17 protein-coding genes and 1 pseudogene are annotated in these 26,358 nt (G+C 70.6%); 10 read left to right on the top strand and 8 right to left on the bottom strand.

Annotated features, from left to right (window positions below):
- Positions 1–53 precede the first annotated feature (53 nt).
- The 4 genes from ACFVJS_RS12365 to ACFVJS_RS12350 form a co-directional block, all read right to left on the bottom strand.
- Complete coding sequence (locus ACFVJS_RS12365; protein ID WP_378880146.1) at positions 54–1,691, bottom strand: ABC transporter permease; 1,638 nt, start codon at positions 1,689–1,691, stop codon at positions 54–56.
- Positions 1,691–2,626 carry an ATP-binding cassette domain-containing protein gene (locus ACFVJS_RS12360; RefSeq protein WP_378880144.1) on the bottom strand — a complete coding sequence of 312 codons (936 nt, stop codon included), beginning with the start codon at positions 2,624–2,626 and terminating at the stop codon, positions 1,691–1,693. The genes ACFVJS_RS12365 and ACFVJS_RS12360 overlap by 1 nt, the downstream gene beginning before the upstream one ends.
- A gap of 57 nt (positions 2,627–2,683) precedes the next feature.
- Positions 2,684–3,355, bottom strand: coding sequence for a TetR family transcriptional regulator (locus ACFVJS_RS12355; RefSeq protein WP_378880141.1), 672 nt, complete (start codon positions 3,353–3,355; stop codon positions 2,684–2,686).
- 138 nt (positions 3,356–3,493) lie between these two features.
- The gene (locus tag ACFVJS_RS12350) at positions 3,494–5,041 is read right to left on the bottom strand and encodes a carboxyl transferase domain-containing protein (RefSeq protein WP_378880139.1); all 1,548 of its coding nucleotides are present in this window, start codon (positions 5,039–5,041) and stop codon (positions 3,494–3,496) included.
- A 554-nt stretch (positions 5,042–5,595) separates the two neighbouring features.
- Here ACFVJS_RS12350 and ACFVJS_RS12345 point away from each other — a divergent pair.
- The 5 genes from ACFVJS_RS12345 to nagB all read left to right on the top strand — a co-directional run bounded on the left by ACFVJS_RS12345 (position 5,596) and on the right by nagB (position 10,451).
- The gene (locus tag ACFVJS_RS12345) at positions 5,596–6,051 is read left to right on the top strand and encodes an HNH endonuclease (protein WP_378880136.1); all 456 of its coding nucleotides are present in this window, start codon (positions 5,596–5,598) and stop codon (positions 6,049–6,051) included.
- Between the two features lie 90 nt (positions 6,052–6,141).
- Positions 6,142–7,260 (top strand): ROK family protein, encoded by a 1,119-nt coding sequence (locus ACFVJS_RS12340; protein WP_378880133.1) that lies wholly within the window; start codon positions 6,142–6,144, stop codon positions 7,258–7,260.
- Positions 7,260–8,732 (top strand): glycoside hydrolase family 3 N-terminal domain-containing protein, encoded by a 1,473-nt coding sequence (locus tag ACFVJS_RS12335; RefSeq protein ID WP_378880130.1) that lies wholly within the window; start codon positions 7,260–7,262, stop codon positions 8,730–8,732. Before ACFVJS_RS12340 ends, ACFVJS_RS12335 begins: the two co-directional genes overlap by 1 nt.
- A complete protein-coding gene (locus ACFVJS_RS12330; protein ID WP_378880127.1) occupies positions 8,729–9,652 on the top strand; it encodes an ROK family protein in 924 nt (307 codons plus the stop codon). The genes ACFVJS_RS12335 and ACFVJS_RS12330 overlap by 4 nt, the downstream gene beginning before the upstream one ends.
- Position 9,653: 1 nt before the next feature.
- Positions 9,654–10,451, top strand: coding sequence for a glucosamine-6-phosphate deaminase (gene nagB / locus ACFVJS_RS12325; RefSeq protein ID WP_378880124.1), 798 nt, complete (start codon positions 9,654–9,656; stop codon positions 10,449–10,451).
- Positions 10,452–10,479: 28 nt separating this feature from the next.
- Here the strand turns inward: nagB and ACFVJS_RS12320 are convergent, their stop codons facing one another.
- From ACFVJS_RS12320 to ACFVJS_RS12310, 3 genes are read right to left on the bottom strand one after another with little or no spacing between them, the layout of a single operon-like run.
- Complete coding sequence (locus ACFVJS_RS12320) at positions 10,480–12,033, bottom strand: protein kinase (RefSeq protein WP_378880121.1); 1,554 nt, start codon at positions 12,031–12,033, stop codon at positions 10,480–10,482.
- The gene (locus ACFVJS_RS12315; protein WP_378880118.1) at positions 12,030–13,415 is read right to left on the bottom strand and encodes an FHA domain-containing protein; all 1,386 of its coding nucleotides are present in this window, start codon (positions 13,413–13,415) and stop codon (positions 12,030–12,032) included. The genes ACFVJS_RS12320 and ACFVJS_RS12315 overlap by 4 nt, the downstream gene beginning before the upstream one ends.
- Complete coding sequence (locus tag ACFVJS_RS12310; protein WP_378880115.1) at positions 13,408–14,235, bottom strand: PP2C family protein-serine/threonine phosphatase; 828 nt, start codon at positions 14,233–14,235, stop codon at positions 13,408–13,410. Before ACFVJS_RS12310 ends, ACFVJS_RS12315 begins: the two co-directional genes overlap by 8 nt.
- A gap of 307 nt (positions 14,236–14,542) precedes the next feature.
- On the opposite strand from ACFVJS_RS12310, the gene ACFVJS_RS12305 reads away from it, so the two are divergent.
- The 4 genes from ACFVJS_RS12305 to ACFVJS_RS12290 are packed head-to-tail and all read left to right on the top strand — an operon-like array spanning position 14,543 to position 25,238.
- Positions 14,543–20,758, top strand: coding sequence for an Ig-like domain-containing protein (locus tag ACFVJS_RS12305; RefSeq protein ID WP_378880112.1), 6,216 nt, complete (start codon positions 14,543–14,545; stop codon positions 20,756–20,758).
- Positions 20,759–20,768: 10 nt separating this feature from the next.
- Entirely contained in the window at positions 20,769–21,737 is a 969-nt protein-coding gene (locus ACFVJS_RS12300) for an AAA family ATPase (protein WP_378880109.1), read from the top strand.
- A 1-nt stretch (position 21,738) separates the two neighbouring features.
- Positions 21,739–23,004 carry a DUF58 domain-containing protein gene (locus ACFVJS_RS12295; protein ID WP_378880107.1) on the top strand — a complete coding sequence of 422 codons (1,266 nt, stop codon included), beginning with the start codon at positions 21,739–21,741 and terminating at the stop codon, positions 23,002–23,004.
- A complete protein-coding gene (locus tag ACFVJS_RS12290) occupies positions 23,001–25,238 on the top strand; it encodes a DUF3488 and transglutaminase-like domain-containing protein (protein WP_378880105.1) in 2,238 nt (745 codons plus the stop codon). Before ACFVJS_RS12295 ends, ACFVJS_RS12290 begins: the two co-directional genes overlap by 4 nt.
- A 1-nt stretch (position 25,239) precedes the next feature.
- On the opposite strand, the gene ACFVJS_RS12285 is transcribed toward ACFVJS_RS12290, so the two are convergent.
- Positions 25,240–25,605, bottom strand: coding sequence for a PPOX class F420-dependent oxidoreductase (locus ACFVJS_RS12285; RefSeq protein ID WP_378880102.1), 366 nt, complete (start codon positions 25,603–25,605; stop codon positions 25,240–25,242).
- Between the two features lie 334 nt (positions 25,606–25,939).
- Between ACFVJS_RS12285 and ACFVJS_RS12280 the strand changes: the two are divergent.
- Positions 25,940–26,358 (top strand): annotated as a pseudogene (locus ACFVJS_RS12280) (HNH endonuclease); the annotation flags it as partial.

Here is a 26,358-nt window from a genome sequence, read left to right as displayed (position 1 = left end):
CCACCTCGGGCCCCACTCGACCGGCGTACGTGACGCCTCGGCCTCGGTTGGGGTCAGGCGGGGATGTTCCGGCGGCGGAAACCGACGAAGGCGGCCAGGAACAGCACCAGCGCCACGGCGCTGAGGCCGATCATGTGTGAGGCCTCGATCGGCTCCTGCGGGTAGCGGCCGACCCACCAGAAGGGGGAGATGCCGGCGACCGAGTCGGGGAGGTCGAACAGCGGCCCGAACATCCCGGTGATGCACGTGAACGCGAAGAGCGCCCAGATGAGCGGCGTGATTTTCGGGACCCAGGCATAGAGCGCCGCGGTGAGCGCCATGTAGACCGCGATCGCCGGCAGGAACGCCGCGCCGCCCTTCAGGAACGTCCCCAGCTCGACCTCACCGTTGACCAGTGCACCTGCCCACAGCGCGAGGGCGCCCGAGATCATGGTCAGGACGAAGGCGCCCACGGCCACGACCGCGAGGTGTGACGCGAACCAGCGGCCGCGTGAGACCGGCTTGGCCAGCGTGATCTCCAGCCGTCCTTCGGTCTCCTCCGTCTTGGCCCGCAGGGTGGTCGCGATCGCGTACCCGGCGGCGGCCAGTGCCGCGTACAGGATCATGATCGCCAGGAATCCGGTGAGCGGGTCGTCGCCGAACATCTCGGTCCCGCCGGGCACGTCCTTCATCATCTCCTCGACACCCTCGCCGAGGTAGGTGCCGGTCGCCCCGAACATCACGAACGTGCCGAGGAACCACCAGAACAGAGCCGTACGCTGCTGGCGCCATGACATGGCCAACGGCGACGAGAGCATCCCGGTCGCCTCGGCCCGCCCGGAGCGGCCGGCGAGCAGCGCGCCGTCGAAGTCGCGCTTCGAGGCCAGGAACGCCCCGAGGGCGAGGAGGAGCACGACGGCCACAACGCTCAGCGTCAACGGCCACCAGCGCAGGTCGACGTACGCCCTCATCTGCTGCGTCCACGCGATCGGCGAGAGCCACGAGAGCCAGGTGCCGTGCTCGCCGGGCTCGGCCTGCAGATCGCCGATGCCGCGCACCAGCACCGCGACGCCGAGCACCGCGAGCGCGAGGCCGGTGGCGCCGCGCCCGTGGGTGGTGAGCTGCGAGGTGACCAGCGCGACGGCGGCGAAGACCAGGCCGCTGACGGCGATCGCCGTAGACAGGGCGAAGGTGTCCTCGACCGCCAGGTCGCCCGCGGAGATGAGCAGGGCGCTTCCGAGGACGGCGAAGACGACGTTGGCGATGACCACCGTCAGCAGCGAGGCGGCGACCGCCGCGTGCCGGCCGACCGCGCCGGACCGGACCAGCTCCGCCCGCCCGCTCTCCTCCTCGGCGCGGGTGTTGCGGACGACCTCGAACATGTTCATGATCCCGAGCAACGCGATCATCCACAGCGTCATCTCGTTGGCGAACATCGCGCCGATCGTGTAGTCGTCGAGACCGTAGTTGGGCCCGCCGAGGAACACCGACGCCGGCTGCTGCATCAGGTCGGCGCGCCCCTGCCGGTCTTCGGCCGTCGGGTAGACGGTGCTGAGCGCGGTGACGAAGTAGGCGTACAACGCGAGCAGCGAGACGGTCCAGACGGTCAGCCGCACCCGGTCGCGCCGCAGCATGAAGCGGGTCAGGTGCCAGGTGCCGGCGAAGGAGGTCAGTGGCGTACGCCGGGGGAGAGCAGGAGCAAGCGTGCTCATCACGCCTCCTCCGTCTCGATGACGTCGCCGTAGTGGCGCATGAAGAGCTCCTCGAGCGACGGTGGCGTGATGGTCAGGCCGCGTACGTCGAGGTCGGTCAGCGTCTTGAGCACGTCGCCGACGGCGTGGTTGTCCACGTCGAAGGCGACTCGGGTCCCGGCGCCGTTCTGGCTGGTCACCAGGTCGTTGACGGCCTGCAGGCCGCTCAGCGCCGACGGGTCGCCGCCGACCGTGGCGACGACGGCGGAACGGGTCAGGTGACGCAGCTCCTCGAGCGTGCCGGACTCGACGGCCACCCCGGCACGGATGATCGTGACGGTGTCGCAGACCTTCTCGACCTCGCTGAGGATGTGGCTGGAGAGCAGCACCGAGGAGCCCTCGGCCTTGGCCTCCCGGGCGTACTCGGTGAAGACGGCCTCCATCAGCGGGTCGAGACCGGAGGTGGGCTCGTCGAAGATGTAGAGCTCGGACTCGTCGAGGAAGGCGGCTACCAGGGCGACCTTCTGACGGTTGCCCTTGGAGTAGGTGCGGGCCTTCTTGGTCGGGTCGAGCTGGAACCGCTCCAGGAGCTCTGCCTTGCGTGCCTTGCGGCGCGCCTTGTCGCCACCCGGCTTGAGGCGGGTGAGGTAGTCGATGCACTCGCCGCCGGTGAGGTTGGGCCACAGCGACACGTCGCCGGGGACGTACGAGATCCGCTTGTGCAGCTCGACCGCGTCACGCCAGGCGTCGCCGCCGAAGAGGCGAGCGGTGCCGGCGTCGGCGCGCAGCAGCCCGAGCAGGATCTTGATGGTGGTGGACTTGCCGGCGCCGTTGGGGCCGAGGAAGCCGGCCACCTGGCCGGGCTGGACGGTCAGGTCGAGGCCGTCGAGGGCCTTGAAGGAGCCGAAGGACTTGTGCAGACCCGCGATCTCGACCGCAGGGGTGTTGTCGGACATGGGAACTCGCTTCCGCGTGAGGAGGAATTGGAGGACGTACGCCGACGGGGCAGGGCGTCACTCGGACGCAGGCTCCGTGGCGGTGTCCTGCGGCGGGTCCGGAACGTAGAGCAGGTATTCGTCGAGCATCCGACGGGTGGTGAAGAAGCCCTCGGTGTAGAGCTCGATCATCGGGAGATAGGTGGTGGCGAGGAAGCCGCGCACCATGCCGCTGATGTCGCTCGGGTCCTCGGGCGGGTTGAGAGTGATCTCGAGCATGAGCGTGCCGAGGGCGGAGAGGACGAGATAGCGGGCGCGGGCCGCCTCGTCTCGGCTGGGCTTGATCAGGCCGGCTTCGATGCCGTGCTTGGTGTAACCGACGGCATCCTCGATCATCTGCTCGATGAAGCTGCGCCCGACCGGCCCGCCGTCCTGCAGCGAGCGCAACACGTACGCGAGCAGGGGAGCGTTCTCGTCCGCCGAGGCGAACCGGTGCAAGATGCTCTGCCCCGAGGCCAGCTCGTCGATCGACTCGTTCTTGGCCTTGCGGATCTCGGCGAGCACCGCCTCGTCGCACTCGGCGTGGAGCTCGTCCTTGGAGCCGAAGTGGTGGATCACCAGGGCCGGGCTGACCCCGGCGTCGGTGGCGATCGAGCGGACCGAGGCACCGAAACCGTCACGCGCGAACCGCAGCACCGCCGCGTCGAGGATTCGCTCGCGCGTGGTCGGATCGGCAGGGACTGAACGCATGTTCAATGCTAAACACGTGTTCAGTCGAAGCGCAAGGGTTTGCGGGCCGATCGGCGTGTAACACGTCGTTCGTAGGACTATCCGGCCGCTCTGAGCGACCGGATAGTCGGTGTAACAGCGTGTTACACCTTCTTGACGTCAGCCCGCGTAGCGAGCCGCTCGAGCGGTCGGCTCACCAGGGCCCGAGGCGAGCAGGCCGAGCAGGTCGTCCTCCAGGACCGCGCCGACCCGGCGGCAGAACGCCTCCGGCTCGTCGGCGGCGTCGGGGGACTCCGCGACGATCCGGTCGACCACACCGATCTGCTGCAGGTCGACGGCGAGCACCCGCTGGGCCTCGGCCATCTCGGCGGCATGGTCGGAGTCGCCGTGGACGATCGCGCTCGCGCCCTCCGGCGGGAGCGGGGAGAGCCAGGCGTGCTGAGCTGCGACCACCCGGTCGGCGGGAAGGAATGCGAGGGCGCCGCCGCCGTTGCCCTCGCCCAGCATCAGGCTGAGCGTCGGGGTCTCGACGTTGACGAGCGCTCCCAACGTACGCGCGATCTCGCCGGCGATGCCGCCGTTCTCCGCCTCCGGGGACAGCGCGGCGCCGGGAGTGTCGATGACGGTGACGACAGGGAGTCCGAGGCCGGCGGCGAGCTTCATCCCACGCTGCGCCTCACGCAGTCCTTCGGGCCCGAGCGGCTGGTGGGCCTGCTCGCGCCGGTCCTGCGCCAGCACGAGACACGGCGCGGCCCCGAATCGCGCCAGCGCGATGATCAGGCCCGGGTCGCGCTCGCCCTGGCCGGTGCCGTTGAGCGGCACGACGTCCGAGGCCGCGATCCGGAGCAGTGCCCGGGCGCCCGGCCGGTCGGTCCGGCGGGACCGGGTGATCGCGTCCCAGGTGTCGACCGCCGAGAAGTCGCCCGCCGAGAAGTCGCCCGCGTCGGACGAAGCGTCGCTCCCGTCGTGCGAGGCGTCATCCGCTGACCTCTCGTCCGACGTACGTGACGCCTCGGCCTGCACGCCTGACTTCTCGGGGCGGAGGGCCAGGATCCCGAGGACCCGGTCGACGAGCCCGGCGAGCTCGTCGGGAGGTACGACGCCGTCGACGAGGCCGTGGGCGAAGAGGTTCTCCGCGACCTGGACGCCGGAGGGGAACGGGCGGCCGTTGAGGATCTCGTAGACCTTCGGTCCGAGGAACCCGAGGAGGGCTGCGGGCTCGGCCACCGTGACGTGGCCCAGCGATCCCCAGGAGGCCATCACGCCGCCGGTGGTGGGGTGGCGCAGGTAGACGAGGTAGGGGAGTCCGGCCGCTTTGTGGCGGGTGACGGCCTCGGCGATACGCACCATCTGCACGAATGCGGGCGTGCCTTCCTGCATCCGGGTGCCGCCCGAGGCCGGGCCGGCCAGCAGCGGCAGTCCCTCGCGCGTCGCCCGCTCGACGGCCGCGATCAGCCGCTCGGCCGACGCCCGCCCGATCGAGCCGGCCAGGAACCGGAACTCGGAGAGCACCACGGCCACCCGCCGTCCGGCGATCCGGGCCTCCCCGGTGACCACCGACTCGTCCGTCCCGGCGCGCTCTCGAGCCTTCGCCAGGTCGGCGGCGTACGCCTCGGGGATCTCGCCGTAGGACGGCGGGGTGTCCCACGAGGTCCAGGTCCCGGCGTCGAGGACGAGGTCGATCAGCTCGGAAGAGGTCAGGCCCATGATCGGAACCATACCCCGGGTTGGCTCATTGGCTGAGCCTCTGTTCATCCACAGATACGAGAGCGACGGCGCCCCTCGACTCCAACCCTTGCCGGACCGAGGTGGCCCGCGTCGGGGAGGCGCTGATCTCGCGCTCAGGGACGGCAAACAGGTCGCGCTAACGGCACCAAACGGCGTACGTCGGCCGTAGTTAACCGGAAAGACACGCTCCTGACCTGCGAAAACCGTTGGTGGCTGGAGGGTGTTCGCTCTATTCTGGTAGCACCCGGTCTCCCCGCCGGGCCAAACCCACCTGACCAATTGAAGGGCCCACGCATGAGCACGCAGCACTCGACCACCGCCCCGGCGGCGTGGTCGCTGACCGCTGCGCACGAGCGCGACCCTCATGCCCGCGGGAGCCGACAGTGACCTGGGTGCATAGCCGCACCGGATCACTCCGGGCCGCTCCTGCGAGACATGTCTGTCTCGTCGGGGCGGCCCTTTTTGTTTCAGTCCAGTGTTTTTGTCCGATCTGCACGCGATCTCTATCCGACTCTCCTGGGAGGTAACCGATTATGACCACGACCATGGGCGCCGTGACCCTGTACAACGCCTCCTTCGAGCCGCTCGGGAGGGTCTCGTTCAAGCACGCCGTGCGGATGCTGTTCCGTGAGGTGGCGGTGGTTCACGAGCAACAGGGCGACAAGATGATCGGGCCGCATCCATGGCCCAAGGCGGTGCGGCTGGTCCGCTACATCGCCATGCACTGGATGTACCGGCCTGCAGGCTACTCCCGCGAGGGAGTGCTCAAGCGGGACCAGCATCGCTGTGCCTATTGTGGTGGCCATGCCCGCACCATCGACCACCTGCTGCCTCAGTCACGCGGCGGTAGATGGACATGGATGAACACCGTGGCGGCCTGTGGCAAGTGCAACGGCCGCAAGGGCAACCGCACTCCAGAGGAGGCCCACATGGCTCTCCGGATCGAGCCGTACGTCCCGACCCGCGCGCAGCTCGCGGCCATCGTCTGATCAGGCGATGTGCCGTTTTCTGCCCGCGGGGTGGGCGAATTCGACGTGTCGACTTGACGCATCATTAATAAGTACGATGGACTAACAAACATGTCGAAGGCGAGACGGCGTACGTTGCGGCCGATCGGGAAGTTGCTGCAGGAAGATGCGCGGCGCCATCACCGTTCTCTGGTGCTCCAGCATCTCTTCGCGGTGGGTCCCGCCAGTCGTGCCGACCTGGCTCGGGCCTCCGGCCTGACCCGGGCGACCGTCTCCGATCTGGTCGGCAGCCTGCTCGAGGACGGTCTGGTCGAGGAGCTCGGCGCGCCGGTCGAGAGCCGGGTCGGGAAGCCGCCGATGCTGGTCGGTCTCGCCGCCGACTCCACCCACATCGTCGCGATCGACGTCTCCGGTGACGACCAGGTCGCCGGAGCCGTCCTCAACCTGACCGGTGACGTCGTCCACCACACCACCAGGTGTCGGGAGGGTCGCACCGGAAGCGACGCGGTCCGGCTGGTGAAGGAGATCGTCACCGAGCTGATCGCGAGCACCGAGCGGCCGATCCTGGGCATCGGGATCGGCAGCCCTGGTGTCGTCTCGGCCGACGGCACCGTGGTCGCGGCCCCCAACCTGGGCTGGACAGATGTCGCCCTGGCCGAGCAGGTGCGCCGCGAGACCGGCCGACCGACCTACGTCGCCAACGACGCCAACACGGCCGTGCTGGGGGAGTACACCTTCGGCCAGTCCGGCGACGGCGGCCTGATGCTCGTGCGGGTCGGCACCGGTGTCGGTGCGGGGCTCGTGCTCGAAGGGGCGCTGCTGCACGGGTTCGTCGACGCGGCCGGTGAGATCGGGCACGTGACCGTCGACCCCGACGGCCCGCTGTGCGCATGCGGCCGCACCGGCTGCCTGGAGACCTTCCTGGCGGTCCCGCGTCTGCGGGAAAGCCTTGAGACGGCCCACGACGACGCGCTCGTGGAAGCCGGAGAACACCTTGGAAAGGCATTGGCGCCTGTGGTCGGAACCCTCAACCTTCACGAACTGGTCCTCTCCGGACCAGCCGATCTGCTCGACGGACCGCTGCGCGAGACCGCCGACCGCATCATCCGCGAGCGGACGATGCCGGTCAGCGGCGAGCCGCTGGAGTTCCGTACGTCGACGCTCGGCGAGGACGTCGTCATCGTCGGCGCCGCGGTGCTCGTCCTCGCCGGTGAGCTGGGGGTGTCGTGATGTCCCCTGAGACTGCCGTCGAGACCCTGGCCCTCCGCGTCCAGGTCTCCGCCTTCGCCGGCACCACCCTCCCCGCCGACTATGCCGACCTGCTTCGTGCCGGCCTGGGCGGGATCTGCCTGTTCGGCACCAACACGGCCGCCGGTGAGCAGTCCGTACGCAGCCTCTCGGCCGAGATCCGGGCCGCGTCCGCCGAGGGCGGCTGGACCCCGGTGATCACCATCGACGAGGAAGGCGGCGACGTCACCCGGCTGGAGGCGCTCACCGGGTCCTCGGTGCTCGGCGCAGCGGCCCTCGGTGCGGCCGACGACCTGGCGCTGACCGAGGAGACCGGACGCGCCGTCGGGGTGCGGCTGGCCAGGGCGGGCATCAATCTCGACCTGGCTCCCGTCGCCGACGTGAACTCCAACCCCGACAACCCGGTGATCGCGACCCGGTCGTTCTCCCACGACGCCGGCGTCGTGGCCAAGCACGTGGCGGCGTGGGTGAAGGGCCTGGAGTCGACCGGGGTCGCAGCCTGCGTCAAGCACTTCCCCGGGCACGGCGACACCGGGCAGGACAGCCACGTCGCTCTGCCGGTCCTCGACGCCGACCTGGCCACGCTGCGCAACCGTGAGCTCGTCCCGTTCCTGGCGGCCGCCGAGGCCGGAGCGGCCTCGGTGATGACCTCCCACATCGTCGTGCCGGCGCTGGACCCGGAGCTCCCCGGCACGCTCTCGGCGCCGGTCCTGGGGCTGCTGCGCGAGCTGGGCTACGAGGGACCGATCGTCTCCGACGCTCTCGACATGGCGGGCGCCTCGGAGCCTCGGGGGATCCCGGCCGCCGCGGTGCTCTCGCTCGAGGCAGGCGCCGATCTGCTCATCCTCGGCCCCGACAAGCCCACCTCGTTGGTCCACGAGACGACCGCCGCGATCGTGGCCGCGGTCGAGGCCGGTGAGCTCGCCCTGGAGCGGCTCCAGGACGCGGTCGCGCGCGTCGACCGGCTGCTCGCCGACCTCGACGCGGCGCGGCAGCGCACCGACGGCGAGCTCGACCCGCGGTTCGAGGAGCGCTCGGTCGAGGGTGCCCGTCGCGCGCTCGCCGCAGCCAGCGACCTCACCGGGATCCCGGACCTCGCCGGTGCCGAGGTCGTGACCGTCGACACCGAGGCCAACATCGCCGTGGGCGACGTGCCATGGGGGCTGCCACCGGACCTCGTCGTCCGGCCCGGCGACCCGCTTCCCGATCTCCCCGACGCGCCGCTCATCGTGCAGGTACGCGACGCCCACCGGCGTCCCGAGGTCGGCCGGACCGTGGCCGAGCTGCGGGGTGCGGCGGTGCTGGTGGAGTGGGGGTGGCCGGGGACGTACGACGGAGCGGGGGTGCCACGGCTGTGTCCGCAGGGCTACTCGCTGCCCGGTGTGGCGGCCGTGACGGAGGTCCTTCGACGAGCGGGCTGGGACCCTTCGACAAGCTCAGGACACCGCAAGTGAACGGCTCACGGATCGGCCTCGACATCGGCGGCACCAAGATCCACGGCATCGCGATCGGCCCGGACGGGACGGTGCTGGCCGAGGACCGTGCCGCCACCACCCCCGGTCCCGAGGGCGTCGTGAAGAGCGCGGCCGCGGTGGTCGCGAGCCTGCGTGAGGCGCTCGACGGCGGCGAGATCAGCACGATCGGGGTCGGCATCCCCGGCATCGTCGACACCCGCGCGGGCACCGTGAAGCATGCGGTCAACCTGGGACTGAACGGTGACGCCTTCCCGCTCGCTGCGCTTCTCGGCGCGCGGACAGGAGCGGTCGTCACGCTCGAGAACGACACCAACGCGGCCACCCTCGGCGCGCACGCGGTGGAGGACGTCGACGACCTGGTCTACCTCTCGCTCGGCACCGGCCTGGCCGCCGGTCTCTATCTCAGCGGGGCGCTCCGCCGCGGCTTCCACGGTGCTGCCGGGGAGGTCGGGCACCTTCCGGTCGATCCGGAGGGGCCGGTGTGCGGGTGCGGGCAGCGCGGCTGTCTCGAGCTCGTCGCCTCCGGTGCCGCGCTCGCGTCCGCCTGGCCGACGACCACCGGTCACCCCGCCGCGGCGCTCTTCGAGGCCGCCGCCAAGGGCGACCCGGCGGCGGTAGCGGTCCGAGACAGGTTCGCCCACGGCGTCGCCGCCGCCGTACGCGCCCTCGCCCTCGCCGTCGACCCCGAACGGGTCGTCATCGGCGGAGGCGTCGCGGCCGTCGGTGAGCCGCTACGGGAGGCCATCGCGGTCGCGCTCGCGAAGCAGGCCGAGACCTCGCCGTTCCTGGCCTCCCTCGAGCTCGCCTCGCGCCTGCGCGTGGTCTCGGCCGCCCCCGTCGCGGCCATCGGCGCCGCCCTGATCACCCCGATCACCACGATCACTCCGACGAAGGACTGACATGGAAGTAGTTGTCCTCGACACCGCCGCCGAGGTCGCATCTCTTGCCGCGGACACCATCGAAGACGTCGTACGCCGCCGGGCGGCCGCCGGCACCCCCGCGGTGCTCGGCCTGGCCACCGGCTCGACGCCGCTGGCGACGTACGAGGAGCTCATCCGCCGTGCCCGGTCGGGGAACGGGCCTTCCTACGAGGGCGTGCAGACGTTCAACCTGGACGAGTACGTCGGTCTCCCCGAGGGGCACGAGCAGTCCTACCTGGCGACCATCCGGCGCGAGTTCACCGACGAGATCGGCATCCCGCGAGAGCAGGTCCACGGCCCCGACCCGACCGAGGAGACGCTGTCGACGGCAGGGGAGCGCTACGAGGCGGCCATCGTCGCGGCGGGCGGGATCGAGGTGCAGATCCTCGGCATCGGCTCCGACGGCCATCTGGCCTTCAACGAGCCCGGCTCGTCGCTGGCCTCGCTGACCCGGATCAAGACGCTCACGGCGAGGACGCGGAAGGACAACGCCCGTTTCTTCGGCTCGCCCGAGGCGGTGCCGCGCCACGTACTCACCCAGGGGCTCGGCACCATCACCCGAGCCGGCCACCTGCTGCTCCTCGCCACCGGCGAGGGCAAGGCCGAGGCGGTCGCGACCGCGGTCGAGGGTCCGGTCTCGGCGACCTGCCCGGCCTCGGTCCTCCAGCTCCACGGCCACGTGTCCGTCCTCCTGGACGAGGCCGCGGCCTCCCGCCTCGTACGTCGCGACTACTACCGCGAGGTCTACGCGGGGAAGCCGGACTGGCAGGGGCTCTGAGGCTCGCCCAGGGGCGTCGCGGCGCCGGTTACTTGCTGACGCAGGCCTGGGTGGCGCCCTGGGAGACGCTGCCGTTCTCGCCGAGGGAGCGGACCTGGATGCACACCTTGCCGGCACCGTTGAGGCGTACGACCGCCTTGGGGCGGCTCACGTTGCCGCTGGTGGAGTTGTCGCCGACCCACTTGTAGCCGGTCGCGCCGGGGACGCCGGACCAGGTGAAGACGGCGCGGTTGCCGTCGAGCGTGCCCTTGACCTTGCCGGGGGCCGCGGGACCGGTGACGCCGGGGAGGTCGGTCTCGACAGGCGGGGGCGGGACCTCGTCGGGCTCCTCGTCCTCGCCGCCACGGGAGAGGGCGATGCCGATGGCGGCTGCGATGAGGAACAGGACGACGACCCCGATGATCGCGGGCGTCTTGCTGCGCGACTCGGTGGGACCGGCCCCGGTGAGGACGGACGGTCCCTCCTCGGTGCGCGGGTAGCTGAACCGGGTGCGGTCGGCCGAGGCCGAGCCGGCGTCGGGGAAGGGAGCCGCCTGGACGGGTGGCGGAGACTGGGCGATGACCTGGGAGGGCGGCTTGACCTCGGTGACCAGCTCGGCCTCGGGGTCCGCCGGTGGCGCGGGCAGATGCTTACGGCCCGAGCCGGTGGTCGGCCCGTCGCCGCGGGAGGCCGGCACCATCGGGACCACCGGGATCGACCCGGTGCCGCCGGCGTCGCGGTCGAGAACCTGCACCTCGGTGCGGCCCAGCCGGAGCTCCTGCTCGATCCGCTGGAAGTGGCGGGCCAGGTCGAGGACGGTGCGCGGCCGGTAGGCCGGGTCCTTCGCCATCGCCTGCTGAAGGACCCGGTCCAGCGACGGAGGTACGTCGGGCCTGCCCGTGGCCGGGGGAGGGGTGTGCAGGATGCGGGAGAAGACGGCGCGGTCGGAGTTGTTGCCCCGCTCCGCGAACGGCGAGCGGCCGACGAGCAGGTGCCAGACGGTCGCGGCCAGCGAGTAGACGTCAGAGGCGACCGAGCCGTTGGACGCCGAGGTCAGCACCTCCGGCGGCGACCACGGCAGCGAGACCCCGATGTCGCCCTCGTCGTCGCGCGGCCGTCCGGCGATGCCGAAGTCGGCCAGACCGGGCACGTCGTAGCGCGACAGCAGGATGTTGGACGGCTTGATGTCGCGGTGGATGATCCCGGCGCGGTGGGCGGTCTCGACGGCCGAGGCCATCTGGATCCCGAAGCGCAGCGCGTCCTGCACCTTCATCGGGTTGTTGCGTACGCGGGCACCGAGGTCGGCGTTGGGGTAGTAGCCCATCACCAGGTAGGGGCGGCCGTCCGGCGTCTCACCGGCGCTGTGCACCGGCACGATGAACGGGTGCTCGGCCAGCTCGGCCATCACCGCCGCCTCCGCGGCGAACTGCGCCCGCTGCGCGTCGGCGAGGTCGGAGGACCGCATCAGCTTCACCGCGACCCGGACCTTCGGGTGGTGACGCTCGTAGAGGTAGACGTCGGCGAAGCCGCCCGAGCCGAGTCGGCCCAGGCAGGTCATCCCGGGGAGCTCGGGACCGAGCTCCGGGTGCGGTGTGTCGTTCACCCGAGAACCTCGTAGGTCAGGTTGATCGAGCCCGCGAGGCTCACCACCGCGCCGGGCTCCAGCGCGTACTCCTCCATCGGCCGCATCTGCTGCGGACGCCCACCGGGCAAGGTCAGGTAGGACCCGTTGGCGGAGCCGAGGTCGCGCACGAGGACCTGCCACTCCTCCAGCCGCACCTCGGTGTGCAGTCGGCTGATGTCGGGCAGCATCACCTTCACCAGATGCGGAGGTACGCCACCAGCCCCCGTGTTGCCGCTCGCATCCGCGCGCGGCGACCGCCCGAAGACTGCACCTCGGTCCAGGACGACGACCCGGCCGTCGCCCAGCTTGAGCTGGCCCAGCGCGGGGCGCGGGATCGAGACCGGCTGCTGGTGGGGCGGCAGCTGCATCCGGCAGATGCGGCAGGTCGGCGAATAGGGCGGCGAGGCGTGGCCCTGCGGGCAGTAGACCGCCCACACCGTCGGCCCGCCCGCGGGTGGCACCGGGGTCGGTGTCGCGACGTCGCGGACCCGGGTGGCCATGTCGGTAGGCGGGGTCGGCGCAGGTGCAGGCGCAGGAACGGGCGCAGGCGCCGGCATCGGCGGAGGAGGCGCGGCCGGCGGCGTCGCGGACGGTGCGGACGGTGCGGACGGTGCGGGCGGTGCGGGCGGTGCGGGCGTCGCGGGCGGAGGCGACTGCGGCCGGTCCGGCGGACCCCACGCGTTGGGGTCGGGCTTCTTGGCGCCCTTCTTCCGCCACGGCAGCCCGTCGATGATGCCCTTCTTGGGCTCCGGCGCGGGCTGGGAGGGCGCGACGGGCGGCGGCGGGACCGGGGCCGGGGGAGGGCTCTGGAACGACGGCGCGCTGGGCGGCGGAGCGGCGGCCAGGTCCGAGCGCCGGATCGTGTGGTCCAGCTGCGGCGTCAGGGTCGCGTCGACCTGCTGCTGCACCTGGACGTAGTAGTGGGGGTCGAAGACGACGTCGAGCGAGCGGGCGTGGGCGGTGTCGACCAGCGGCTGGTCCTCCTCCATCCCGCCCCAGGCACCGTTGGCGAGCTCGGCCCGTTCGGGGACGGCGGCGAAGTGGCCGTCGGCCCACCTGCCGACCACGTCGATGCCGTCGATGAAGACCGGCACCTCGTTGACGACCGCAGTCACCTTGGCAGGGGAGCGCACGGCGTAGCGCACCCGCGGACCCTCGCGCCCGACCAGGGCGAAGCCGGGGGCTCGAGGGCCGTCGGCGGAGAGCAGGCTGGCGATGGCGTCGACCGGGTGGGGGTCGGCCAGCGCGGCCTGGACACCGGTGACCCGCGGGTCACCGGGCCCGAGCTGGACCAGCGCCCAGCACCGGTCGCCCTGCAGCGCCAGCCAGTGCCCGGCACAGTAGGTGGCGGTGTCACTCATGATGCGCCGAGACGTCCGCTTCAGATCGTGAGGAGGCCGACGTCGACACGTCGGTCTCTGTCGGTGCGGCGAAGAGCGAGGGCGGGGGTGTCACGAGTACCACAGTGACATTGTCGCGCCCGCCCGAAGCAACCGCGGCGTCCACCAGCCTTTGGGCCAGGTTGTCGATGCTTCCGCCCACACCGAGCGTCTTGGACACGATCTCGTGGATCTCGTGGTCCTCGAGCTCGCCGGTGAGACCGTCGGAGCAGAGCAGGAAGATGTCGTCGGGCGCCACGGCCATCAGCCAGGTGTCGGCAGCCGGAGCCGGGAAGGTGCCGAGCGATCGGGTGATGACGTTGCGCAGCGGGTGGACACGTGCCTCTGCGGCGGTGATCATCCCGGCCTCGACCATGACGGCGACCTCGGAGTGGTCGATGGTCACCTGGGTCACCCCTGTGGGCGAGAGCCGGTAGACGCGTGAGTCGCCGACGTTGAACACCAGCCAGTGGGGCGCGCCCTCCGACTCGACGAGCGCCACCCCGGTCAGCGTCGTGCCCATGCCCTGCTTCGCCGAGCTCCGTGCCGCTTCCGAGGTGATCGCGGAGTTGGCGGCGTCCACGGCGTCGAGGATGTCCTCGGGAACGGGGCAGATGGCCGCGAAACGGCTCTGGAAGGTCTCCACCGCGAGCGCGCTGGCGACATCGCCGCTGGCATGACCACCCATCCCGTCGGCGACGACAGCCACCGCGGGCAGCATGACGAACGAGTCCTCGTTCACTTCGCGGACCCGGCCGACATCAGTCGCCCCCGCGGCACGCAGGGCTGGGTATGCGGTCATGCGGTTTCCTTTTATCGGACATCCCGGTCAGGATGGGAAATAGTGACGCTGGAAGCGGACACTTTAGAACATCACGTACGGTATCCGTGAGCGTGTTCACTGAGCCGTGTGCCACGTTTGGCTCATTCGTGTGGCTTCAATCCCGAGGCCCGCTTAGAGTAAGCCCGGCCTATGTGTCGGCTGGCCATTTGCACGGAAGGACTTGGGGAGAGTCTTGGTGGCACGTTTCGGGATGGCGCCCGGGTGGATGCGGCGTCATCGGACCTCCATCGCGTCTTGGGCCGCTCTTGCCGTGGTTGCGAGCGGTTTGACCGTCTATGCGATCCAGTCGACGGGTTACCCCGTGCACAAGGCCGACCTCGATGACGGCGGCATCTGGGTGACCAACCAGTCCTGGGGCACCCTGGGCCGGCAGAACCGCCCGGTCGCCCAGCTCGACGGCGTCGTCTGGGCCGGCAACGAGACCGGGTCCAGGTCCGAGCGTGCCGGCCTCGACGTGGTGCAGAACGGCATCGCGGTGGCCTCCGTCGACCGTGACGCCCGCACGATCACACCGGTCAACACCAAGCTCGCCGAGGGTCTCGACGACGACGCGGTGACCGTGAAGGACAGCCGGGTCGTGATGGGCGGCACCACCATCGGCGTCGCCGAGCAGAAGACCGGCAAGGTCTGGCTCACCTCCGTCGACCCGACCACCGGCGTCGGCGACCTCTCCGACCTCTCTGGCTCCGCGAAGCCCACCGAGACGGTCGGCGCGGACGCGGTGCTCACCATCGGCACCGACGGGACCGCGTACGCCGTCTCCGCTGCCAAGCGGACCCTGACCGCCTTCGCGCCGGACGGTGAGCGGTTCGCGGACCCCGAGGAGACCAAGCTTCCGAAGGCCCCGGAGTATGCCGAGACCCCGACGTCGGCGACCGTCGTCGGCGACGAGGTGATCACCCTCGACGGCGTGGGCTGGCTGCTCGGCGCGTCCAAGGGCTCCGACGTGGCGGCGGACTTCGGCGACACCGCGGAGAGCGCGGTGCTCCAGCAGCCGTCCGTCAAGGCCAAGGAGGTGCTCGTCGGCGACGAGGAGGGCCTCAAGGCCGTCGACCTGCGCAACGGCGAGATCCGCCGTGTCGCCGAGTCGGCCGGTGACCCCGCCGCTCCCGTGCGGCTCCGCGACTGTGTCTTCGGCGCCTGGGCCAACGGCTCGACCGGTTCGGTGGTGACCCAGTGCGGCGAGGGCGAGCCGATCCTGGGCGAGATCCCGACGCTCGGCCCCGCCGCGGAGCTGGAGTTCCGGGTCAACCGCGGTCAGCTGGTGCTCAACGACCTGCGCAACGGCGATGTCTGGGAGATCGACGGCGCCGACATCAAGAAGATCTCCAACTGGGAGGCCTTCCAGCCGCAGACCCAGAAGCAGAACCAGAAGAAGGACAAGCAACAGCAGCAGACCAAGGCCGCCCAGGCGCCGAAGGCCAAGGACGACCAGCTCGGTGCCCGCGCGGGGCGCACCACGGTCCTGCACGTCCTCGACAACGACTCCTCGGCCAAGGACTCGATCCTCAGCGTCGTCTCGGTCGGCGAGGCCTCCGTCAAGGGCGTCGAGGCCACCATCGCCCCCGACCGGCAGTCGATCCTGGTCACCGCCCCCGAGTCGGCCCGGGGGAAGAAGACCAGCTTCAAATACACCGTCGACGACGGCCTGAAGGGCAAGGCCGGCCAGGACGACGCCAGCGTCGAGCTCAGCATCGAGGGCGACGACGGCGTCGGCAAGCCGACCCTGCGTGAGCACTACACGCCGACCGACTACACCGTGGCGGCCGGCGGCACCGTGGAGATCCCGGTGGTCGGTGACTGGCGTGACGAGCGCTACGGCGACCCGGTCACCGCGCAGTCCCCGACCGCGTCCAAGGGCAAGGCGAGCGTGACCCCGGACGGCCTGATCCGCTACACCGCGGCCGCGGACGCCACCGGCAACGAGAGCCTCGGCTACCAGGTCAGCACCGGCGGCAAGCCTTCGAAGGACAAGGTACGCATCAACATCGTCGCGGGGGCCAACACCGCGTCCCCGGAGCCGAAGGACGACGTCGCCGAGGGCACCCAGGGCTCCTGGGTGACGATCCGCCCGCTCGACAACGACATCCCCGGCGCCGACCCCTCCAACCTCGACGCGCGCCTGACCCTCGCCGGTGACGTACCGCCCAAGGGCGGGCTCGAGGTGAGCACCGACCGGGAGACCGGCGTGGTCCGGGCCCGGGGAAGCTCGCCGGGCACCTACCAGCTCAGCTACAACGCCGGGTTCGGCGCGGCCAAGCCTGCCTCGGCGAAGATCCGCGTCGACGTGAAGCCCGCCGCCCAGGCGGCGGACGAGCCGATCGCGACCCCGGACACGACCGCCGTCCTCGGCACCTCGACCCGCACCCTCGACGTCCTCGCCAACGACTACGACTCCCAGGGCCGGCTTCTCGCCGTCACCCACGCCGAGCCGGTCGGCGACAGCGATCTGACCGTCGCGGTGCTCGACGGCCGATGGCTGCGGATCCAGGCGTCCAAGCCCGACATCGACCCGTCCACCCAGGCGATCCGCTACACGATCAGCAACGGCGCGGCCGAGGCCGAGGGGTCGGTCACGGTGAGCCAGCGCCCGGCGCTGCGCGGCGCTGAGAACGCCCCCGAGGCGGTCGACGACGAGGCCACGGTGAGGGCCGCCGACTCCGTCTCCATCCCGGTCCTCGACAACGACTCGACGCCCTCGGGCGATCCGGTCGGGCTGGTCGTCGACCAGACCATCGAGACCAAGGGCCAGCTGCAGGTGCTGGGCCAGCCGACGGTCGGCGAGGCCTACATCGACGGCAACCGGGTCCGCTATGTCGCCCCCGACGAGGTGAAGGGCCCGGTCGACGTCGACGTCCGCTACGTCGTGCAGAACACCGGTGACCCCTCGGCGGAGCACTCCTCGGGCAACATCCGCATCCACATCAAGCCGCTTCCGAAGAAGAAGGCCGACAACTCCCCGCCCGCGCCGAAGGCGCTGGAGTCGCGGGTGGTCCAGGGTGACGAGGTCACGCTGCGGCTGCCCACGGTCGGCACCGACCCCGACGGCGACTCGGTCTCGGTGACCCGGATCAACAGCGCCCCGTCCTTCGGCCGCGTCCTGGCCCACGGCGCCAACACGATCACCTACCAGGCCTTCCCCAACGCCGCCGGCACCGACGAGTTCACCTACGAGGTGAGTGACCCGTTCGGCGCCGTCGCGACCGGCACCGTGCGGATCGCCGTCGTCGCGCCCGGTGCGCCGCAGCGCCCGGTCGCCGTCGACGACCTGGTCACGCTCGACCCCGCCAAGAAGCTGACCTACGACGTGCTCGCCAACGACCTGCGTACGCCGGGCACGGAGCTGCACCTGGCTTCCACCGACTCGGCGGACGGCGCCGGCGTCAAGCAGCGCTCCGACGGCATCGTCACCGTCCAGGGTGGTTCCGAGGAGCCGTTCCAGCACATCCCCTACCGGGCCACCACGGGCCTCCACGAGGACACCGGCGAGCTCGCGATCCGTTACCAGGAGGGCTACGACAACCCGCCGATGGCGGGGATCGTCGTCGCCCATCCCGAGGGCGACTCGTCGACCACCACCGTCGACGTGATGAGGAAGGTGACCGACATCGACGACGCGCTCGAGGACCTCACCGTCGACGCGGTGAAGGGCCCCTCGGTCGGTGAGGACGAGGCGAAGCCGAAGATCGACGACGGCAAGGTGACCCTGCCGGTCGGCGACACCACCCGGGTGTGGACCTACCGGGTCACCGATCCCGACGGTGCCCAGGCCGTCGGCTCGATCTACGTCCCCGCGCGTCCCAAGGACGCGCCCTACCTGAAGCCGGGCTCCGAGCTCGAGCTCAACCCGGGCGAGACCAAGACCGTCGACATCACCGACTACGTCGAGGACCCCGAGGGTGACCCGGTGGTCCTGACCACGACCGACAAGATCGTGGCCGCGCCCGAGGGGATGTTCAACACCGGCGACACCACCGCGACGACCGTGAAGGTCACCGCCGGTGAGACCAGGGGCCCGGCGACCCTGACCTTCGAGGTCGCCGACCGCGAGAAGATCACCTCCGCGGATGCCCACCTCTCGGTGATCTCGCTGCCGGTCCAGATCGGCAAGGAGGAGCCGGAGATCAACTGCCCGAGCACCCCGGTCGAGGTGCCCGAGAGCGGCAACGGCGCGCTGGTCGACATCGCCGCCATCTGCCACGTCTGGACCGCCGACCCGGGTGACGCCGACGACCTCGACTTCACCGCCGAGGTCGGCGACGGGCTCGACGGGGTCGAGGTCAAGCCGGAGGACGGCGGCCTCCGCCTCACCGCCGAGCACGCCGACGCCGGTGCCCAGGGCGCCCTGGAGATCGGGGTCGAGGGCACCGACGCGACCGGCCAGCTGCTGGTCACCGTCATCGCGCTGCCCGCTCCGTCGCTCTCGCCCATCAAGCCGTTGCAGACCGAGGCCGGGAAGACGGTCGCGATCGACATGGCCAGCTACCTGCAGACGCCGGTGCCGTCGGAGTCGCAGGAGATCGTGGTCACCAAGCTCGACCCGGTCGACGGCGACTCGCCCGACATGGGCAAGGTCAGCGGCTCGAAGATCACCTTCAACACCCCCGAGGAGGGTCACGGCCACTACCGCTACGCGGTCGAGGTCAGCGACTCCGGCAAGGACTCCAAGCGGGTCAAGGCCACCGGCGTCATCGAGGTGGACGTCATCGACGTGCCCGGTGCACCCACGGGGCTGCGTACGACCTCCGACTTCCTCTCCAACGTGGTCGCGCTGTCGTGGAACGCTCCGAAGGACAACGGCGACGACCCGATCCAGCGCTACGAGGTGGAGGCCAACGGCGACCACGTCCAGGACTGCCCGTCGACCTCCTGCCGGATCACCGGGCTGAAGAACGGCGTCGTCTACGACTTCCGCGTGCGCGCGGTGAACTCCGTCGGACCGAGCCGCGAGTGGAGCAACTCGGCCGAGGGCGAGCCCGACGCCTACACCGGCCCGGTACAGAACCTCCGCGTCACCCGCCAGCGCGACCACAAGGTCGAGCTGAGCTGGAGCAAGCCGGCTCCGTGCGACTGCTCGGACGTGCAGAAATACCGGATCAGCTGGCCCGGCGGTGGCATCAAGGACATCTCCGCAGGTCAGACCACCTATCCGGCAGCGGTCAGCTCCAACGGTGACCCGGTGCAGTTCACGGTCGTGCCGCTCAACGACAAGGGCGTGAAGACCAACAAGGGTCCGACGGCGACGGTCGAGGGGATGGGTGCGGGCAAGCCGGACACCCCGGCGACCCCGACCTTCGAGTGGGCCAACACGGCCAACAACTCCGGCAAGGCGGTGACCGTCTCGTGGAGCCCGGTCGCGGCCAACGGCCCGGCGCCCGTCACCTACGAGGTACGCCGCACCGGCGGCACCGGCGAGAAGATCGTCTGCTCCTGGGTGACCGAGACCAGCTGCCGCGACGACGTCGCCAACGACGGCACGATCTACACCTACGCCGTCAGGGCCCGCAACGCGGAGGCGACCTCCCCCCGGGAGACCACGTCCGGCGGATCACCGGAGGCCCACATCTCCAGCTACTCCGCGGGCGGCAAGGTCGAGGCGGCTGCGACCCCCGACGCTGTCTCCTTCGCGAGCGCGACGCCGACCGGGGCCAACGGCACCGCCGAGATCGTCTTCACGCCGCGGGCCTCGCACGGCAAGACCAACCGGGTCGAGTGCGTGCGCAACGGTTCCTCGTGCGGCAGCTGGACCTACCCGCCCGAGGGCGCTGGCCAGCAGACCAAGACGATCACCGGCTTCACCAACGGTAACTCGACGCAGGTCCAGCTGCGGGCCTGCAACGACTCCTCCGGCGGCACCGGCGCCGGGGAATCCTGCGGCCCCTGGTCGTCGAAGAACGTGACCACCTACGGTCCGCTGGGCACGCCGTCGATCTCGGCGAGCGTCGACGGCAACAAGGTCAACTGGCGAGTCAGCTACGACCCCAACGGCAAGGCCGCGACCGTCACCGTCAAGCGTGGCGGCACCGAGGTCGCCCGGTTCGGCACCGGCACCGGCGCGGGCAGTCGGTCGGGCACCGACACCGCGCCCGAGTGGAACACGTCCTACACCTACACCGTGACCATCAGCGACTCGCCGCGGGCGAGCAAGTCCGACTCCGTCACGGTGCGGACCGACCCACCGCCCGACCCGATCCTCGAGGTGAACAAGGCCGGCGAGTGCACGGGTTCCGCGTGCCCCGAGCCGGACGTGGCCTGCGGGGGCACGTGCTGGTACGTCGGCTCGACCATCACCGACCTCGCCTTCCCGGGCAAGACCTGGGAGTGCAGCACCAACGCCACCACCTCGCGGTGGAACGTCACCATCGGGAGCAACGGCAAGGGCTCGGGCAGCGGCCGCGGCTGGGTCGGCGCCAACACCCCGTTCCGGGTGACCTGCACGACCAACGGGCGACCCACTCTTTCGAAGAACGTTACGTGGTAGGAGACAAGAAATGACCGTCACGCACGAGCAAGCGCGCTGGTTCCACGAGACCTTCGAGAAGTTGTGCGACAACGTCGAGAAGGCGGTGCTGGGCAAGCGCAACGTGATCCGCCTGGTGCTGACCGCGCTGCTCTCCGAGGGCCACCTCCTCCTCGAGGACTACCCGGGCACCGGGAAGACGCAGCTCGCCCGCGCGCTGGCCAACACGGTCCAGGGGTCGCACGCGCGCATCCAGTTCACGCCCGACCTCCTCCCGTCCGACGTCACCGGTGTGACCGTCTACGACCAGGGCAAGGGCGCCTTCGAGTTCCACCCGGGCCCGATCTTCCACTCGATCGTGCTGGCCGACGAGATCAACCGCGCCTCCCCGAAGACGCAGTCGGCGCTCCTCGAGGTCATGGAGGAGGGCCGGGTCACCGTCGACGGCGCCACCCGCGAGGTCGGCCGGCCGTTCATGGTGATCGCGACCCAGAACCCGATCGAGCAGGCCGGGACGTACCGACTGCCCGAGGCGCAGCTCGACCGCTTCCTGATGAAGACCTCGGTCGGCTACCCCGACCAGAACGCCACCGTCGAGCTGCTGATGAACTCCTCGGTCCGTGACCGCGCCACTCTGGTCACCCCGATCATCACCGCGCCGACGGTGACCCAGATGGCCGAGATGGCCGACCAGGTCTACATCGACCCCGCGATCGTCGCCTACGTCTCCGCGCTGATCGACGAGTCGCGTCGTCACAAGCACGTACGCCTCGGCGCCTCCATGCGTGGCTGCCTCGCCCTGGTGCGCACCGCCAAGGTGTGGGCGCTCGCCGAGGGCCGCTCGCAGGTGCTGCCGGACGACGTCAAGGCGCTCGCCCAGCCAGTGCTCTGTCACCGTCTGATCCTCGACCCGGAGGCGATGTTCAACGGCGTCACGGTCGACGACGTCATCGGCGATCTGCTCACCTCGGTCCCGGCTCCCACCGAGCGTGTCGGCTGAGATGAGCAGGGCCCGCAACCTCGTTGCTGACCTGCGGAATCGGCTCGCCCCGGTAGCCTCCGGGGCGGGCTCGGCCTACTCGTTCGCCGCCGACCGGATCGGCCCGTGGTTCGGCACGGTGACCTCGATCGGCTGGGGCGTGCTGCTGCTCGGTGCGCTGGCCTGGGTCGCCGCCACCGCCCTCGGCTGGATCGAAGCGGCCGTGGTGGCGATGGCGGCGTTGTTCCTGGTGATCGGCGCGGCCTTCTTCATGATCGGGCGCACCCGGCTCGCGGTCGCGACGGTGGTCGAGCCGCCGCGCGTCGCCGTCGGCCAGGCGCTCACCGGCGAGCTGCGGGCCCGCAACGAGGCGCGCGGCCCACTCGTCTCCACGAGCCTGGAGTTCCCGATCGGGGCAGGCGGGGTGACGTACGACCTGCCGATGCTGCTTCCCGGCGCCGAGCACACCGAGCTCTTCGTGGTGCCGACGCAGCGCCGCGGCGTGATCGACGTCGGCCCGGTCCGGACCGTACGCGGCGACCCGCTCGGGCTCTTCCGCCGGGTGCAGGAGTGGACCGACCGCACCGAGGTCTTCGTCCACCCGCGCACCACCCACCTGGAGCCCTTCGGGGTCGGCCTGGTCCGTGACCTCGAGGGCTCGACGGCTCAGAACACCTCGATGAGCGACCTCGCCTTCCACGCGCTGCGCGAGTACGTCCCGGGCGACGACCTGCGCCACATCCACTGGCGCTCCTCCGCGCGCCACGGGCAGCTGCTGGTGCGCCAGTTCCTCGACACCCGCCGCTCCCACATCGTCGTCATCGTCGACTCCTCGCCGATGTCCTACGACAGCGAGGAGGAGTACGAGACCGCGATGTCGATCGCCGGCTCGCTGCTCCGTCGCGGCATCCTGGACGAGTTCGACGTCTCGTTCGCGACCGGTGACGTCCTCCTGGTGCGGGCGACCGCGGCGAGCGGGGGCGGGCGCTCTGCCCTTGACGCCTGCTCGCGGGCGACCCCGCAGCCGACCAACCTGATCGAGATCACCGCCGAGGCCGCCCGACAGGCGCCGGACGCCTCGTTGGTGATGCTGGTGACCGGGCGCTATCCCGAGTTCGTCACCCTGCAGCGCGCGGCCGGGCAGTTCTCGGTCGACGCCACCACGGTCGCGGTACGGGTCGACTCGAGCCAGCGCGCGGGGTTCAAGGCCGTCGCCGACCTGCCGGTGCTCACCCTGCCGGATCTCGACCAGCTGCCGATCGTGCTGTCGAAGGGGTTGACCGGATGACGAAGCACCACGCTGTCGACGCCCTGCTCCTGTTCCTGCTCGGCACCATCGCCTTCCTCGGCTTCGACGACACCTACGCCGGCTGGACCTACCTGATCGCGGGCGTCGCCGGCCTCCTGCTCGGCATCCTGATCGCCTTCGTCGGTCGCGGACAGCCGGTCGTCGTGCTGGCCGTGGGCCTGCTCGCCGCGTTCTTCGTGCTCGGCGGCGCGGTCGCGCTGCACGGCATCGGCGACCTCTCGTTCCTGCCGGTCCCCGACACGATCGGCACCCTCGCCGACAACTCCGTGCACGGCTGGAAGCGGTTGCTGACCACCCTGCCGCCGGTCGACGGCGGGGCGCTGCTGACGATCCCCTACATCCTCGGCCTGGTGGCCGGCTGTGTCGGCTTCGCGCTCGCGGTGCGGGTCAAGGCGGCGCTGCCGCCGGTGCTCGTCGCGTTCGCGCTGATGGCCGGGGTGATCCTGCTCGGCGTCCAGGACCCGTCCAAGACCGCTCTGCTCGGTGCGCTCTTCGGCGCGATCGCGATCACCTGGCTCTGCATCCGCGGCTTGCGGGCCCGTGCCCTCGCCGCCGGTGGTCGCCGGATCTCGCGGACGGCGCTGGGGGCCGCTCTGTGCCTCGGCGCCGCCGGCCTGGCCTTCCTCGGCGGGCCGCTGCTACCGGGCCTCGCGCCCGAGCGCACCGTGCTGCGCGGCGAGATCGAGCCGCCGTTCAACGTCGGGCAGTACCCCTCGCCGCTGGCCGGCTTCCGGGTCTACACCAAGGGCTACCAGACGCCGGAGGACGACCGCCGCCTCTATGAGAAGGACCTGTTCACCGTCTCGGGCCTGCCCGAAGGCACCCGGATCCGGGTCGCCGCGATGGATTCGTACGACGGCACCGTCTGGCGCGCGGCCAACGACTCCGGTGAGACCGAAGGGCCCGACGACACCTTCCAGAAGATCAGCTCGACGCTGCGCAACCCGCTCGCCGACGGCAAGCAGGTGCGCGGCACGATCACGATCGGCGAGGACTTCGGCGGCGTCTGGGTGCCGCTGCCGACCGCGCTCACCCACATCTCGTTCGACGGCCCCGACGCCGACTCGTTCCGCTACAACCTGGCGACCTCGACCGGCGTCCTGCCGTCCGCACTGAAGCCGGGCGACTCCTACACCTTCACCGCTTCGGTCTCCGACGAGAAGGTGACCAAGAAGAGCGAGCCGTGGTCGGGCGGATCGCCGATCGGCGACGAGGCCGCCCAGTTCCAGGCGCTCGCGGCCGAGTACGCCGGCGGTGGTGACTCGCCGATCACCAACGCGCTGGCGGTGGCCGAGAAGCTGAAGGCCGAGGGCACCTACACCGACGGTGAGCCGCCCAACCAGCAGTACCCGGCGGGCCACTCGCTCCGCCGACTCGCCGACTTCACCGCCAAGGGCGGCCAGCTCGCCGGCAACGACGAGCAGTACGCCGCCCTGATGGCCATCCTGGCCAACCAGGTCGGCGTGCCGGCACGGGTCGTCCTGGGTGCGGTCGTCGGCTCCGACGGCACCGTCCAGGGCAAGGACATGCACGCCTGGGTCGAGCTGCGGATGTCCGACGGGTCCTGGGCCACGCTGGACTGGTCGGAGTTCATGAACACCGAGAGGCCGCCTGAGCAGAACGCTCCTCAGCCCGAGGAGCTCGTCACCGGCAAGGTCGTCCCGCCGCCGGCGCCCGTGCGTCCGCCCGCGACCTCCGGCGACCCGCTGGACGAGTCGGTGAACCAGAAGGCCAACTCGCGCCCCGACGGGTTCACGCTGCCCGGGTGGCTCGTCGCGATCTTTACGTACGTCGGCATTCCGGTGCTGCTCATCGCGGCCCTGTGCGGGGCGATCATCGGCGCCAAGATCTGGCGCCGACATCGCCGACGGACGCGAGGGACGCCGGTGGCCCGTCTCTCCGGGGGCTGGCGAGAGACCCTCGACCACGCCCGTGACTTCGGCGTCGGGGTGCCCGTCGGGGCCACCCGCCGCGAGCAGGCGTCGGTGCTCGCCACCTCGCCGGGTATGGACGGTGCGCCGGGTCTGGCCCTGCTCACCGACACCACGATGTTCGGTGAGGTCGGACCCGACGACGCCGAGGTCGAGGCCTTCTGGGAGCAGGTCGGGACGCTTCGCTCGTCTGTCTCCGACTCGCGCACCCGGTGGCAGCGCATCCGGGCGGCCGTCAACCCGCTCTCGCTGCTGCCCTCGCGGTTGTGGCGGAAGCGCTGACTCAGTCGCCGAGGCCGTAGTCCCTGATCGTTTCCGCGGTGATCCGGAGGACCTCCCGCGAGGTCCCCGGCATCGGCGGGTCCACGTCGGTGAGCGCTTCAGCGGTGCCGCGGATCTCGATCATCCGTGGCTTCCACGGGTCCGTGGTCTCGAGGTCATCGACGACGAACGCCACCTGCGCGTGCTTCCGGACGTTCCGGAACTTACGCGACCTGCCCATCTCGTGGCCGCCGATGACGATCCGGTGCTCCTCGTCGATCGTGAACCCCACGGGGTTGTTCTGCAGGCCCCCGTCGGGGGCTAGCGTCGCGAGCCTTCCCAGGGGCTGGGTGCGGAGGTAGCGGAGCTGGGTCTCGGTGAACTTCATGGGTTGATGGTGCGGGCTCAAGTTGGGTTGAGGTCAATGGGCGGGCTTTGAGGATCTCGCCAGGCGACTGTTCTTTCGTTTCAGGGTTTCGCCGCCGACCCGATCTCTAGTGTTTCTCGATCACGCGCCGCGTCAAGGACGCCCTTCGGGCGCCGCTTCGCGGTGGCCTGCGGCCATCCTTGACACGGCACCCGATCGAGAAAGATTTCGCCTGTATCGGGGCGGCGGCGAGGGTGTGGCGCAGCACTCATGCGACTTGTTCGCGGACTGCATAACATGGTCTGACCAGCGAAAATGGTGGCTTCGCGGTGCTCGATCGCATATAATAACTACTATGTACGAGACCATCGACCGCCTCCTCGACGGGCCACCTCCCGGTGCGTCCGAGCGAGAGCTGGTCGATTGGATCACTCGTCTCGAATCCGTGAAGTGTCGGGCGGAAGCTGTTCAGGCAGAGGCGTCGGTACGTCTCGAGGAAGCCGCCCGAGCCCGGCAGGTCGAGGCTGGGGTGGTGCCTGCCCGGAAGCTCGGCGAAGGGGTGGCGTCGCAGGTCGCGTTGGCGCGACGGGTCTCACCAGCGAAGGGGGCGAAACTGCTCGGGCTGGCCAAGATCCTGCTCACCGAGATGCCGCACACCTTCGCATTGATGAAGGCCGGACTGTTCTCCCAGTGGCAGGCCACCATCCTCGCCCGCGAAACCGCCTGCCTCTCCCTCGATGACCGGCGGATCATCGACCACGAGCTCTGCGCCAC

This window comes from Nocardioides sp. NPDC057772, from assembly GCF_042798075.1.
GTDB lineage: Bacteria > Actinomycetota > Actinomycetes > Propionibacteriales > Nocardioidaceae > Nocardioides.
The sequence above is the reverse complement of the archived record's forward strand: the minus strand, read 5'-3'. Positions and strand labels throughout refer to the sequence as shown.

What these genes read in the sequence shown, in the direction of transcription:
- ACFVJS_RS12365 (WP_378880146.1), bottom strand. Translation starts at nt 1,691, where the DNA reads ATGAGCACGCTTGCTCCTGCTCTCCCCCGGCGTACGCCACTGACCTCC.
- ACFVJS_RS12360 (WP_378880144.1), bottom strand. Translation starts at nt 2,626, where the DNA reads ATGTCCGACAACACCCCTGCGGTCGAGATCGCGGGTCTGCACAAGTCC.
- ACFVJS_RS12355 (WP_378880141.1), bottom strand. Translation starts at nt 3,355, where the DNA reads ATGCGTTCAGTCCCTGCCGATCCGACCACGCGCGAGCGAATCCTCGAC.
- ACFVJS_RS12350 (WP_378880139.1), bottom strand. Translation starts at nt 5,041, where the DNA reads ATGGGCCTGACCTCTTCCGAGCTGATCGACCTCGTCCTCGACGCCGGG.
- ACFVJS_RS12345 (WP_378880136.1), top strand. Translation starts at nt 5,596, where the DNA reads ATGACCACGACCATGGGCGCCGTGACCCTGTACAACGCCTCCTTCGAG.
- ACFVJS_RS12340 (WP_378880133.1), top strand. Translation starts at nt 6,142, where the DNA reads ATGTCGAAGGCGAGACGGCGTACGTTGCGGCCGATCGGGAAGTTGCTG.
- ACFVJS_RS12335 (WP_378880130.1), top strand. Translation starts at nt 7,260, where the DNA reads ATGTCCCCTGAGACTGCCGTCGAGACCCTGGCCCTCCGCGTCCAGGTC.
- nagB (WP_378880124.1), top strand. Translation starts at nt 9,654, where the DNA reads ATGGAAGTAGTTGTCCTCGACACCGCCGCCGAGGTCGCATCTCTTGCC.
- ACFVJS_RS12315 (WP_378880118.1), bottom strand. Translation starts at nt 13,415, where the DNA reads ATGAGTGACACCGCCACCTACTGTGCCGGGCACTGGCTGGCGCTGCAG.
- ACFVJS_RS12310 (WP_378880115.1), bottom strand. Translation starts at nt 14,235, where the DNA reads ATGACCGCATACCCAGCCCTGCGTGCCGCGGGGGCGACTGATGTCGGC.
- ACFVJS_RS12300 (WP_378880109.1), top strand. Translation starts at nt 20,769, where the DNA reads ATGACCGTCACGCACGAGCAAGCGCGCTGGTTCCACGAGACCTTCGAG.
- ACFVJS_RS12295 (WP_378880107.1), top strand. Translation starts at nt 21,739, where the DNA reads ATGAGCAGGGCCCGCAACCTCGTTGCTGACCTGCGGAATCGGCTCGCC.
- ACFVJS_RS12290 (WP_378880105.1), top strand. Translation starts at nt 23,001, where the DNA reads ATGACGAAGCACCACGCTGTCGACGCCCTGCTCCTGTTCCTGCTCGGC.
- ACFVJS_RS12285 (WP_378880102.1), bottom strand. Translation starts at nt 25,605, where the DNA reads ATGAAGTTCACCGAGACCCAGCTCCGCTACCTCCGCACCCAGCCCCTG.